At 64.1% G+C, this 11,820-nt stretch carries 15 protein-coding genes; 8 read left to right on the top strand and 7 right to left on the bottom strand.

Features of this window, described 5'->3' with window-relative positions; all coding sequences use genetic code 11:
• Nucleotides 1-27 precede the first annotated feature (27 nt).
• Complete coding sequence (locus FAX90_RS10045; RefSeq protein WP_144097245.1) at nucleotides 28-273, top strand: hypothetical protein; 246 nt, start codon at nucleotides 28-30, stop codon at nucleotides 271-273.
• Nucleotides 274-351: 78 nt separating this feature from the next.
• On the opposite strand, the gene FAX90_RS10040 is transcribed toward FAX90_RS10045, so the two are convergent.
• The 5 genes from FAX90_RS10040 to FAX90_RS10020 are packed head-to-tail and all read right to left on the bottom strand — an operon-like array spanning nucleotide 352 to nucleotide 2,694.
• On the bottom strand, nucleotides 352-600 hold the full coding sequence (locus FAX90_RS10040) for a ribbon-helix-helix domain-containing protein (RefSeq protein ID WP_420810972.1): 249 nt from the start codon (nucleotides 598-600) through the stop codon (nucleotides 352-354).
• Entirely contained in the window at nucleotides 582-1,142 is a 561-nt protein-coding gene (locus FAX90_RS10035; RefSeq protein ID WP_144097244.1) for a GNAT family N-acetyltransferase, read from the bottom strand. The genes FAX90_RS10040 and FAX90_RS10035 overlap by 19 nt, the downstream gene beginning before the upstream one ends.
• A 3-nt stretch (nucleotides 1,143-1,145) precedes the next feature.
• On the bottom strand, nucleotides 1,146-1,478 hold the full coding sequence (locus FAX90_RS10030) for a TraR/DksA family transcriptional regulator (RefSeq protein ID WP_144097243.1): 333 nt from the start codon (nucleotides 1,476-1,478) through the stop codon (nucleotides 1,146-1,148).
• Between the two features lie 27 nt (nucleotides 1,479-1,505).
• Complete coding sequence (locus FAX90_RS10025) at nucleotides 1,506-2,012, bottom strand: GNAT family N-acetyltransferase (protein WP_144097242.1); 507 nt, start codon at nucleotides 2,010-2,012, stop codon at nucleotides 1,506-1,508.
• Nucleotide 2,013: 1 nt separating this feature from the next.
• Nucleotides 2,014-2,694, bottom strand: coding sequence for a uracil-DNA glycosylase (locus FAX90_RS10020; RefSeq protein ID WP_144097241.1), 681 nt, complete (start codon nucleotides 2,692-2,694; stop codon nucleotides 2,014-2,016).
• A 97-nt stretch (nucleotides 2,695-2,791) separates the two neighbouring features.
• On the opposite strand from FAX90_RS10020, the gene FAX90_RS10015 reads away from it, so the two are divergent.
• Genes FAX90_RS10015 through FAX90_RS10000 form a run of 4 tightly spaced genes read left to right on the top strand, consistent with a single transcriptional unit; the run spans nucleotide 2,792 to nucleotide 5,343 of the window.
• On the top strand, nucleotides 2,792-3,412 hold the full coding sequence (locus tag FAX90_RS10015) for a ribonuclease D (protein WP_144097240.1): 621 nt from the start codon (nucleotides 2,792-2,794) through the stop codon (nucleotides 3,410-3,412).
• 41 nt (nucleotides 3,413-3,453) lie between these two features.
• Complete coding sequence (gene lptC / locus FAX90_RS10010) at nucleotides 3,454-4,101, top strand: LPS export ABC transporter periplasmic protein LptC (RefSeq protein ID WP_144097239.1); 648 nt, start codon at nucleotides 3,454-3,456, stop codon at nucleotides 4,099-4,101.
• Nucleotides 4,098-4,658: an LptA/OstA family protein gene (locus FAX90_RS10005; RefSeq protein ID WP_144097238.1), complete on the top strand. Its 561-nt coding sequence runs from the start codon at nucleotides 4,098-4,100 to the stop codon at nucleotides 4,656-4,658. The genes lptC and FAX90_RS10005 overlap by 4 nt, the downstream gene beginning before the upstream one ends.
• Nucleotides 4,659-4,683: 25 nt before the next feature.
• Nucleotides 4,684-5,343, top strand: a complete 660-nt coding sequence (locus FAX90_RS10000; protein WP_144097237.1) for an O-methyltransferase — start codon at nucleotides 4,684-4,686, stop codon at nucleotides 5,341-5,343.
• Here the strand turns inward: FAX90_RS10000 and FAX90_RS09995 are convergent.
• Nucleotides 5,340-6,584 (bottom strand): glycosyltransferase family 4 protein, encoded by a 1,245-nt coding sequence (locus tag FAX90_RS09995; RefSeq protein ID WP_144097236.1) that lies wholly within the window; start codon nucleotides 6,582-6,584, stop codon nucleotides 5,340-5,342. The genes FAX90_RS10000 and FAX90_RS09995 overlap by 4 nt on opposite strands.
• Nucleotides 6,585-6,691: 107 nt before the next feature.
• On the opposite strand from FAX90_RS09995, the gene FAX90_RS09990 reads away from it, so the two are divergent.
• Complete coding sequence (locus FAX90_RS09990) at nucleotides 6,692-7,144, top strand: hypothetical protein (RefSeq protein ID WP_144097235.1); 453 nt, start codon at nucleotides 6,692-6,694, stop codon at nucleotides 7,142-7,144.
• Nucleotides 7,141-9,099: a hypothetical protein gene (locus FAX90_RS09985; protein WP_144097234.1), complete on the top strand. Its 1,959-nt coding sequence runs from the start codon at nucleotides 7,141-7,143 to the stop codon at nucleotides 9,097-9,099. The genes FAX90_RS09990 and FAX90_RS09985 overlap by 4 nt, the downstream gene beginning before the upstream one ends.
• 14 nt (nucleotides 9,100-9,113) lie before the next feature.
• On the opposite strand, the gene FAX90_RS09980 is transcribed toward FAX90_RS09985, so the two are convergent.
• Nucleotides 9,114-10,211 carry a glycosyltransferase family 4 protein gene (locus FAX90_RS09980; RefSeq protein WP_144097233.1) on the bottom strand — a complete coding sequence of 366 codons (1,098 nt, stop codon included), beginning with the start codon at nucleotides 10,209-10,211 and terminating at the stop codon, nucleotides 9,114-9,116.
• 178 nt (nucleotides 10,212-10,389) lie between these two features.
• Between FAX90_RS09980 and FAX90_RS09975 the strand changes: the two genes are divergently transcribed.
• Nucleotides 10,390-11,811, top strand: a complete 1,422-nt coding sequence (locus tag FAX90_RS09975) for an O-antigen polymerase (protein ID WP_144097232.1) — start codon at nucleotides 10,390-10,392, stop codon at nucleotides 11,809-11,811.
• Nucleotides 11,812-11,820 lie beyond the last annotated feature (9 nt).

The raw sequence follows: 11,820 nt of genomic DNA, 5'->3' as shown, positions 1-11,820 counted from the left end.
TAGGGCAAAGAAACAAGGAGAATTCCCATGGGTCTCATCAAGATGGCCGCTCTCGGCGCACTCGGTTACGCCGGATATCGTTATTACCAGAACCGCAGCGGCGTCCCCGCCGCCTACGACGCCGATGGCCCCAAGGCCACGCCGTCGAACGAAGTCACTCCGGTCCGCGACTCCGGCCCCGCTGCCATGCGCGACAAGCCGAAGGCCTGGTCGAAAACGGACGAAACGTTGGACGAAAGTTTCCCGGCCAGCGATCCGGCCGCGACCTACTGATCGCACACGAATACCAAGCAAGGGGCGGGGAAACCTGCCCCTTCTTTCGTTTGTGGCACCGCCGAACCGTTTTGACGGTCAAGGCAGCCGGGCTGTCACAAGCCAGACTCGGATCGCGCTGGCAAGGCCGGGCGGCGTGCTGCTCCGGATACGTTCGGCATCGATTTTGCCGACCAGCGCATTGACCGACATGTCCTGATCGGCAGCGGCATCCTTCAGCATGTCCCAGAACAGAGGCTCCAGGCTGATCGAGGTCTTGTGACCTGCGATCTCGACCGAGCGTTTGACCGGCGGATGATAGGCGTCGGTCACAGGTCGATCCGCCATAGCAGCGTGTTGGCGCAGGGGTGATGCCGGTCGCCATCGGCGAACGTGCCGACAATGCGGCCGCCCACTTTCTCGATCGTACGGCGAGAGGCGATGTTGCCCTCCTCCGTCGTCAGTTCCACATATTCCAAACCGATGTCCCGCGCCTCCTTGCAGATCAGGATCAGGGCGCGCGCGGCATAGCCGTGACCGCGATGCCACCGCGCGACGGTATAGCCGATATGCCCCGGCACACCTTCGGGCAATGCGCTCGTCCCCTTCTGCCAGCGCAAGTTGATCGCGCCGAGAAACGCGCCGTCCTCCCACATCCAGCGGGTGATGCCGGGAAGGCGCGGCCTGAACGAACCATCCTCCTGCTCGATCGGCGGTCCCTTGCCCTCGCGGTCGTCCATCAGGGTGATCAGGCCTTCGGGGTCGTTTTCCAGCTGCGCCAGCTGTTGCAGCCGAACGCGTTCGGTATTGATGTTGTGCGGCGAAAACCCGCGTTCCAGCGCATCACGGTATTCCGGCAACATCGCCAGTGTGGGAAGCACCAGTTCCATCGTTCAACCCCCGGATGCGCACGTCACGCAAGTACCGACCGACGGATCGTGACGCAGCCGCCCTTCGGCGATTTCGTCCCCGCAGGTCAGGCACCATCCCCATTCGCTTTCCGCCAGCCGTTCCAGCGCGGCTGCGATACGCAATCGCTCGGCATCGTGGCGCGCCTTTGTGGCAAGCGCCATCGCCTGCCCCTGCATCGCATCCATGCGCGACAGGCGACCAACGCTGTCCTGTTGCAGCGTGACGGGCGCGCGCGCGTCTTCGCCGGCGCGGTCCTGCGCGTCGAGTTCGGCGAGCCGGGCCTTAAGCCGTTCGCGTGCTTCGTCTTCGTCCATCACCTGCGCATATTGCCCGATCCGGGCTTATCCGGTCCAGTCCTCGACCGTGATTGCCCAGCGTTCGTGATCGCGCCACTGCCCGCCGATCATCAGGTAGCGCGGGCTGTAGCCTTCCTTGCGAAACCCCGCCCGCTGCACCAGCGCGATGGAGCGGGTGTTTTCCGGCTGAACATTCGCCTCGATCCGGTGCAGCCCAATCTCGGTAAAGGCAAAGCGCAGCACCTCGCCCATGGCCTGTGTGACAAGCCCGCGCCCCGCCGTTGCCGGATAGCCATGATAGCCAAGATAGGCGCTGCGGAAATTGCCCAGCGCGATCTGGGTAATGTTGAACACGGCCACCAGCTCGCCATCCGCCGTGCGCGCAATTTGCGTGCGGTTGGCAGGCGCAGTGGCGACTTCCAGCCATGCGGCAAAAGCTTCCTCGTCGATGCAGGGAGAGGCGAATTCGCCGTGATGTTCGCGCGCCGCCCGGTTCGCCGCGATGATCTGCGGGCCATCCTCTTCGTGCAGCGGGGCAAGTTCGATGGTCATCTCACCACTCTATCGGGCCGCGCCCGTGTTCTTTCAGGAACGCATTGGCGCGGCTGAAAGGCTTCGATCCGAAAAACCCGCGATGGGCCGAAAGCGGGCTTGGGTGCGGGCTTTCGATGACGCAGTGACGCGTGTCGCCCGACAGTTCGGGAATGCGGTGCGCCTTGCCCTGCGCGTGGCTACCCCACAGGATGAACACGCTCGGTTTCTCCGATCTTGCGACGGCAGCGACGCAGGCATCGGTGATCGCGTCCCAGCCGCGCTTCTGATGCAAACCGGCATTGGCCGCCTCCACCGTCAGTGCATTGTTCAGCAGCAGCACGCCCTGTTCGGCCCAGCCGGTCAGGTCGCCGCTGCCCTTGGGCGCGACGCCGCAATCGGCCTCCAGCTCCTTGAAGATGTTGCGCAGCGAGGGCGGCACTTTCACCCCGTCCGGCACGGAAAAGGCAAGCCCGTGCGCCTGTCCCGGCCCGTGATAGGGGTCCTGCCCCAGGATGACGACCTTGACCCGGTCGAGCGGGGTAAGTTCCAGCGCCCGCAGCCTTTGCCCGCGCGGGGGATAGACGGTCTTGCCCGCCGCTTCCTCCTCGCGCAGCCAGCCGCCCAGCCTGCGTGCAGCGTCCGTCGCCAATGCGGGTTCGAGCACCGGGGCCCAAGACGGGGGGATCGCTTCTTCGTTCATCGCGCCTCTTCATTCATCGCACAGGGGATTAGGCTTTTTGCCGTTCTCCCGCCAGCCGCCCCTTTCCCTCTTTCCCCATTCGGCCTAAGGGCCATTCATGGCAGTTTACCTCCACGAAGAAGACCTTCCCGAAGGCGTGCTCGCACCCGGCCCCGTGGCCGTGGATACCGAAACGATGGGCCTCGTCACCCGGCGCGACCGGCTGTGCGTCGTCCAGATCAGCGACGGCAAGGGCGACGAACACCTCGTCCGCTTCAAGGTCGGCAGCGATTATGCCGCGCCGAACCTGAAGGCGGTGCTCGCCGATCCGGCGCGGGAAAAGTACTATCACTACGCCCGCTTCGACCTTGCCGCGATCCAGCATTACCTTGGCGTGATGGCCGCACCGGTGTTCTGCACCAAGATCGCCAGCAAGCTGACCCGCACCTACACCGACCGCCACGGCCTCAAGAACCTCGTCACCGAGCTACTCGGCAAGGACATGAGCAAGCAGCAGCAGTCGAGCGATTGGGGCGCGCCCACCCTGATCGAGGCGCAGAAAGACTATGCCGCCAGCGACGTGCGATTCCTGCATGAAATGGTCGATATTTTCCGCGTCCGGCTCGAACGCGAAGGCCGCACCGAAATCGCGCAGGCCTGTTTCGACTTCCTGCCGACGCGCGCGCTGCTCGATCTTGCCGGTTGGGAAGACAAGGACCTGTTCAGCCACGAGGCGTGATAACCCTTCGTTCAAGAAGATCGCGTCCCATATAGAGAGCCATGACCGCCGAAGCCGACATCATCCGCGACAAGCGACAGCACATGGCCGCCCCCGGCGGCGCGCATGACAAACTCGTGCGCTTTCTCGTGCTGGTCCTGCCGATCGCCATCGGCGTGCTGTTCGCGTTGATGATCCTGGCCCCGCTGTCCTCGCGCGGGGAGATCAGCTTTCTGCTCGACCGGGACAAGGTGCAGGTCACGCCCAACCGCATTTCGGTGAACAAGGCGATGTACCGCGGCCTCGACGCCGAGGGACGCCCCTTTGCCGTCATGGCGGGCCATGCCGTCCAGAAAACCCGCGAAGTCCGCAAGATCGAGATGGACGACCTGACCGCGCGCATCCTGCTAGACAACGGCCCTGCGGAATTGAGCGCGCAGAACGGCATCTACGACTTCGGGGACGACACCGTCACGGTGCCGGGTGCTGTCAATTTCACGGCGGCGGACGGCTATCGCATGATCGCGCGCGACGTGTCGCTGGACCTGTCCGACCAGAAACTGGTCGGCACGGGCCGGGTCGAGGGGCGCATCCCCGCCGGCACGTTCAGCGCCAACCGGCTGGAGGCCGATTTGCAGGCCCGCACCATATCCCTTATCGGAGACGCCCGGCTCCGCATGGAACCCGGCTCACTCAGGATGCCCCGATGACATTCAAGACCATTCTGAAATCCCGCACGCTTCGCGCCGGCCTTGCAGGCTTTGGCCTGACCGCGGCCCTGATGCTGGGTGCACAACAGCTTTCGGCGCAGTCGATCGCGGGCTTCAACTCGAACCAGCCGGTCGATTATGCCGCCAACCGGATCGAGCTGCAGGACCGCGAAAACCGCGTCGTGTTGTCGGGTGACGTCGCGATCCGTCAGGGCGACCTTCGCCTCAACGCCGGTCGCACCATCGTGAATTACACCGACGCTGGCGAACTGAAGATCCAGCGCATCACAGCCACCGGCGGCGTGCAGGTCGCGCGCGGCAACGAAACGGCGCGCGGCAATGTCGGCGTCTACGATTTCAACCGCCGCATCATCACGCTGGTCGGCGACGTGCGCCTGCGCCGCGGGTCCGATACGCTAAACGGTGGACGGCTGGTGATCGACCTCAACACCGGCGTGTCCAGCGTCGATGGCCGCAGTGCGGGTTCGTCGTCGTCCGTCGGGGGCGAAACCTCGTCGAACGGCCGGGTGAGCGGAAGCTTCTCGGTGCCCGAATAACAATTCAGTCGGGGTCGCACCTGCCATGTTCAACAAGCTCATCGCGGGCGCGCCTTCGCGCAAGACGCGGTTTCACGATGCCTGTGGGCGCAGCGTCCCTGTCGGGCGCGCATTGCGCAACGGATCGCGCGCGCTGGTCGGCGCGATCGGGCGCGTCATGCTGGATGTTCGCCCCGCGCGCCCGTGGATTTCGTTCGATGCGCAGGCCCTGATCGATGAGCGGCTCGATGCGGAAAGCTCGGTGCTGGAGTTCGGCTCGGGCATGTCGACCCTGTGGTTCGCGCGCCGGGTCGGCCGGATCGTCTCGCGCGAGGATCATGCCGGATGGCACGGCGAGATCGCCGGGCGCTTGGCTGACAGCAATGCGGAAATCGACTATCGCCATGCGCCCGGGCGCGAGGAATACCTTGCCGTGCCCGATGGCGAAATATTCGATCTCGTGCTGGTCGACGGCAAGTTCCGCGACGAATGTGTCGAGCTTGGCCTCTCGCTTCTGAAGCCGGGCGGAATGCTCTACCTCGACAATGCTGATCACGGCGTCGGCGAATTCGACGGTGACGTGCCGCGTGCCGTTTCGATGATCGAGGAAGCGAGCCGCACGAGGGGCTGGCCCATGAAGTCCTTCACCGATTTTGCGCCGACGACGTTCTTTGCCCAGCGCGGTCTTTTGATCCAGCGGCGCTAAAGGACCTCGTCCAGCAGGCTCGCGATCCCGTCGCGGTAACGGGTGAAGGTAAAGGCCTCGGCCCGCTTCGGCGCAGCCTCGCGCCACCCATTCAACAGGTCCCGATCATCCACCACGCGCAGCATTGCGTCGCGGACACTCTCTACGTCGAGACAGTCGAGCATGATCCCGGTGCCGCCATCGACCGCATGGCTGGCGTTCGGCGTCTGGATCAGGGCAAGCCCTGAGGCCAGAGCCTCGTAAAGCGCGATACCGCCGCCTTCGTAGAAGCTTGGGAAGACAAATGCGTGGTGCTGGCGCATGATCGCCGGAATCGCGCTGCGCGGCACGGCGGGGATGTGGGTCACGCGATTGGCAAAAGGCGCGAAGGCGGCCTCGGGCAGATCCATCCGGCCGACGAGCGTCAGTGTCGCAGCGCTATCAGTCAGGCCGGCCAGAGCTTCGATGAGCAGGTGCACGCCTTTCCTCGCACTTATCCCGCCGACGAACAGGAAGCGCACCGGCTCGTCGCGGCCCACCCCGATCACTTCCGGCAGTTGGCCAAACAAAGCCTCATCGTAACAGTAGGGCAGGACGCGTAGTTTGCCCGTCAACGCCGGATCGTCCGCGATCACGCTGTCACGTGCGAACTCGCTGCCCGTCACGATGACGTCGGCCAGAGCCTGTTCCTCATCCTCCAGGTCGATCCGCTGCTGGCTGTATCGCTGGCCCGGTTCGGCAATCCACTGCGGAAAGCGTTCCTCGATCTCGTCGATTGCCGCATTTACCTTCCGCAGCGACGGGGTCGTGCGGTCGTAGATCGTCTTGCGCCCGCTGGCCGCGCGAAAGGAACAGAGCGAGCTGCCGTTGTAGCCCCAGAGCGCGAAATCGCCCTGCCCGGCGGCGAACTTTGCAACCCGGCGTCCGAAAGCCGCGTTGCCGATCCGGTCGATCTCGCGGGCAAGTCCGTCAAGGCCGGCGCGCCTTGCTACACGTTCCGCCCATTCGTGCCAGCCGAATGTCAGGACCTTGTCGGGGTCGATCGCGGGATGTGAAAAGCGTGCAAATTCGGATCGGGCTTTCGCAGCCAATCCTTCGGGCAGATAGCGAACTGCGCGATAGGGCCATGCATCCGCTTTCTCGAAGATCGAGGTCGCATAGACTCGAAGCCGGCCAAGATGCTGCAGCGCAAGCGCGGTCTGCCAGCTATGTTGCGTGCCCGGATGGAAAACCAGGACATCGTCGGTGCCGCGTACGCTCATGCCGCGCTTCTTCGCGCAATCATCGTCCCGTGTCGAGCGCCTGTTATTTTCCTACACCGCCGAGTCGTTCTAACCAATATGGTTCCTACTGTCATACAGGGTGAACCATGCCACAATCTCCTGAAATCAAGCTGCCTTCCGGCTACGCGCCCGCCTACGCGCTGGCCTTTACCGATTCGAACGGCGACCTCGCGTTCGTCGGTACCGACCAGCCGCTGCCGACCGCGGCCAGCGTCACGATCGAGCCGGTCGCAGAACCCACGCCGCCCCAGCCGCTCTCCGGCACGAGCGCGACAAGCGCAATCGTCGGCCCCTTCGCCCCGTTGACCGGTCGCCCCATCGTCCTGGCGCTTGCAGGTACGTGGACCGGCACCGTCTCGTTGCTGCGCTCCGTCGATGGCGGCGCGACCAAAGTGAGCCTGACCGCAGGCGGCCTGCCCTGGGGCGTCTATATCGCCAACGCCTGCGAAGCGGTGTGGGAAGAGAGCGAGGCCGCAGTCGAGTTTTTTCTCGACATCGCACCTGAGAGCGGCACCGTCGAATACCGGGTGTCGCAATGAGCGGGCTGGACATCGTCGCGCGCGGCATGGGTGTCGCCGCGCAGGCCGCCATGCCGCGCCTCTTCGCCGATCTCGAAGGCGCTGCCCTGCCCCGCACGCTGCTGCGCGTCGACACCGTGGGGCATACCACTTCGGGCCTTGGTGCAGCGGTTTATGTTAACGATGCGCTCTGCGACGCGGCACTTGCCGCGAAGCACCCGCGCTTTGTCTTTACGGCAGCGGACGGCCGGGTCTTTCGCCTGCTCCCCGATTTCGGCAGCGTCAGCGTCGAACAGGGCGGCGCGGCCGGTGATGGCGTTGCGAACGACCAGCCTGCGGTGCAGGCCACCATCGACTATGTCGAGGCCATCGATGCCCGCGAAGTCGTGTTCTCAATGCCGCGCTATGCCATCTGGGCGACCGTGCGGACATCGCCGCGCGCATCGCGCTTCGAGCTCGACGGAAGGCCGATCGTCGTCACCAAGACGATTTCGCTGCGCGGTGCCTCTGCAGATCGCAGCGTGCTCGATTTTCGCGGGCTGGGCGGCGTCGATCCCGAAACCAACTGGCAGGTCGTGCCCGACAGTGAAGGTTCTTCCACGAACGCGGTCTGGCGCGGCGGCGGCATCTTCCTGTTCGGCAACATGACCGAACCGGAAGATGGCGAGGCGCTGAACATCGAGCGGTTCGAGATGTGTAGGCTTGTGCTTCAGGGCAATCGCGAGCGCACCGGCAATTCGAACACGACCGCCAGCCTCGTCACCGGGGACGGGTGGGATACCTCGGACAAGGGCATCAGTATCCACGATACCTGGGTCGGCGACCTGGTCATCAGCGACTGCGAGGTCCACGGCTTCAAGGGCGAGCTTTTCTTCATCGCCGGAGCCGATGCGCGCAGCCTTCATGCAGAGCGGCTGCACCTGCACACCACCAACGGCAATGCATGGAATGCCGGCACCAACATCCGCATCACCGCCGACAATTGCGAGTTCGGCAACGCGCTGATCGCGCATGAGGACACGGGCAAGACCTTTGCCCGCTACACCAACTGCGTCTGGCGCGATGCCAGCACGGCGACGCTGGGCAGCGGACCGACCAACGGTATCCTCTACAACTACCTCTACCCCACGCGTGACGAGACCGAGAGCGCACCGATGACCCAGCTTGAAGGCTGCGTCTTCAAGAACATCGGGCAATTGCTGGTCGGTTGCTGGACGCGCGGATCCATCCGCACGATCGATACGCAGGTCTATTTCTCGACCCCGCTCTACAGCGCACTTCGCGATATCGACATCGAGATCGAGGCGTGGATGGACCAGCGCGGCAACTTCTCGCCGGTTTCGATCGGCGGGCCGGCCAACCTCACCACCCAGGTCAGCGGCGCGCCTGCCGGGACCTACCAGGTACCGCCGCGCAACATGCGCATCTATGTCCGAACGCTGCGCACTGCGGTTGCCAAGGCGGCGGGGCGCGAATGGATCGCGGCGACATGGACCGGTTACGTCGAGCCGACCTGCCGCATCATCGTCGAAGGCGAGGCGAACAAGGCGCCCTATGCGATCAATCCGGTCTCTATGCCCAAGTTCGATCTGCGCGACTACAACTCGACCCACGTATCGGCAGGCGCGTTCAACGTGGCGCACTCGCTGGGCTGGATCGACCAGAACCTGACTGTCGTGCCGAGCGCGGTGCACATGGGCTACTACCAGTCGGCCGGCACCGCTCCGCGTGACGTCACGGTCGCGACCGAACCGGCAGCGGGATACCAGTACGGCTTCGCACACGGGCAGAAGATCCGCTTCTACGCCTTTACCAACGGACCGGGCATCCGCTTCGTCAAGGGCACCGCGGGATTGCGGCTCTCGCAGACGCGGACGTTGGTGAACAAGAAGGACTGGATCGAGTTCACGTTCGACAAATACGACGGACGCGCCTGGGAAGAGAGCGGCTTCTTCTCGAGCGCAGACCCCGTCTGACCCGTCGGCGGGTCTCAACCCATCAGGCGTTCGAGACCCGCCACGAAATGGCGCACGTCGCCGCGTTCGGCACTGTCGTACGCGGCGGCGGCCATGCGTTTGCGCATGGACTCGTCCGTGCCGATCGCCTCCATCGCGGCCAGCATCTGCGCGTGCGAATCCGATGCGACGGCAAACCCGTTCACGAGATTGTCGAGCACGACATCGGTCGCCCCACACTGGGTGGAGGCGATGACGGGAAGGCCGCTGGCCAGTGCCTCGATGACGACGAGACCGTACTGTTCCTCGATACTGGGCAGCAGGAGAGCGGCACTGCGCTGCATCGCTCCGGTGACTTCGGCGGTCGGGCAAAGCCCGCGAAAATCGACCTGCCCCGCAATGCCGAGCGCCTGCGCTTTTGCCTCAAGTTCAGAACGCAGGGGCCCGTCGCCCAGGATCTCCAGTCGCCGGGCCGTCCCGTTGCGCGCGACATATTGCGCGAAACATTCGAGCGTGAAGGCGATGTTCTTCTTCGGCACCAGCCGCGCGACGACGAGGAAGGGCCGCGCGGTGCCGTCCAACTCGGCGATGGCATCCGGGTTCTGTGACCGCAACCGTTCGACCGACAGCGTGTCGTAGCCGGTCACCGCGTCCTTGAGGCCGAGGAAACGCATGTAGCGGACCGAACGCTCGCTCCCCACGATCGCCCCGCAATAGGGCTTGAGCAGGACTGATTTCCCGCTTTCGCGCCACCACTTGCGGTCGTAGTCGTCGAACTTGGACGCGATCATCGCATAGGGCCTGCGACCCGTTGCGCGCAGCCAGCCAGCGGCCATGAACACGCCGGGGAATTCGTAGTGGCACATGAAGATGTCGCGCGCGCCGCTTTCGCCCACTGCGGCAACGATCTTGCGCGCAAGAATCGGCGGCGTCAGCTCGTCGTGCGATTTCGCCAGCGTTACAGTGCGGAAGCGGTTCGAGCCGCCTTCTTCCCAGTCATACATGTTCGACTTGCTGGCGATCTGGATCGCGGTCAGGTCATAACCCGCATCGGCGACTGCGTTCAGCCGGTCGTAGTGATTGGGACCGAAATTTTCCCAAAGAAGAACAATAGGTTTCCTGCCGGAAGGCATGAACTGACAATCCCGATCCTAGCGAAGCGGCAGGCCATAAGCGAGTTGCCCGGCGCTGGCAAACCGTTCGGACGGGCGCCTCTCCACCGCACGAACCGGCGGGCTTTCTAAGCCGGGCCATCGCGACTATGGTCGGCGCCCGCGCACCTCATTCGCCAGATCGAAATTCTCCCCGGACATGTACGACCTGCTGCTTCTCGCCTCGACGCTCTTCTACATCGCGGTCGTATTTATCTACGTGCATCGTCCGGCCGCCTCGGTATTTCACCCGGCCTCGCTCTACCTGCTGTTCCACGGCTTCATCTTTGTCCTGCGCCCCATTGCGGCGCGGCTGATGGACTTCGAATTCGTCTACGCGACCTACCAGTTCCAGCCTTCGCTGTCGGACAAGATGACGGTGATCCTTGCCGCGAACCTGGGCATGGTGACGTTCGTCGCGACAGCCATGTCGGTCGCGCGCCAACCCGTCGTGTTCGAGCGCGACGAATTCGACGAAATTTCGCGCCGTTCGCTGCGCAAGCCCTTCATTGCCGCAGCGCTGATCCTTGCGCCGGTCGGGCTATACTCGATCTTCGACTACTGGATGAATTCGGCCACCGACACCGGCACGATGGTCTTCGATACCGAGACGAACATCCGCATCAACACCACCGGCAACGGCTATTTTTTCGAGATGCAGTTGGTGCTGGCCTCGCTCTCGGTCGTGACCGCATGGCTCTACCGGTTCCGCTGGTGGTCACTGCTGCCGTTTGCGTTCTTCGTCTTCGTGAAGGCCGGGTCGGGCGGACGCGGGGCATTTGTCTATGCCTCGTTCGCGCTCATGCTGCTCTGGCTGTGGGAAAACCGGCGCAAGTGGCCCGAATGGCGCACCATCGCGATGGGTGCGGGCGTGCTGGTCCTGTTCAACTTCGTCGTCGCCGACCGCGGCAAGGCGATCCGTTCGATCTTCGTGGCCGACCAGGCGCGTACTTATGAGCGTGCCGCGCTGAAACCGCTGGAGCACATGGACTTCGCGAACATGGAGTACTTCGAGTACCTCGTGTACGCAGTCCCCCAGCGATCGGGCACTTACGACTATTTCCTGTCGAACCTGCAGATCTTTACCGAGTGGATTCCACGCGCGCTCTGGTCCGGGAAGCCGGTCGGCGCGCCGATCAAGACGATCAACCTGTTCGATTATGGCAGCCCGCTGGGCATGACGACGTCGCTGCCGGGGATGGGCTGGTACGAACTGGGCTGGATCGGCGTGGTGATCCAGTGCGCGGTCTTTGCGGCGATCTTCGGTTATGCCTATCGCTGGCTGCTGATCGGCAAGCGCAGCACGTTCGCGCTGCTGATCTACATGCTTTTCCTCGCGACCGCAGTAATCGGCTTTCGTGATGGATCGCTGCTGTCGACGGTCAAGATGTCGCTGTTCTATCTCCTTATTCCGCTCGGCCTGTGGTGGGGCATTGCGCGGATGCTGAAGATTCCGGGCGCGATGGAGATGCGCGGCGACGCGCTGCGCCGGATGCCGGATACTGCGACCCCCGAACGCGCCGCGATGACACCTGCCGAAAGGCGCAAGGCGATCGCCAGCCTGGTGCCTGCCTCGCGCTGAAGCCCGGAG

Source organism: Croceicoccus sediminis (assembly GCF_007570835.1).
GTDB lineage: Bacteria > Pseudomonadota > Alphaproteobacteria > Sphingomonadales > Sphingomonadaceae > Croceicoccus > Croceicoccus sediminis.
This window is presented reverse-complemented; position numbering and strand designations above follow the sequence as displayed.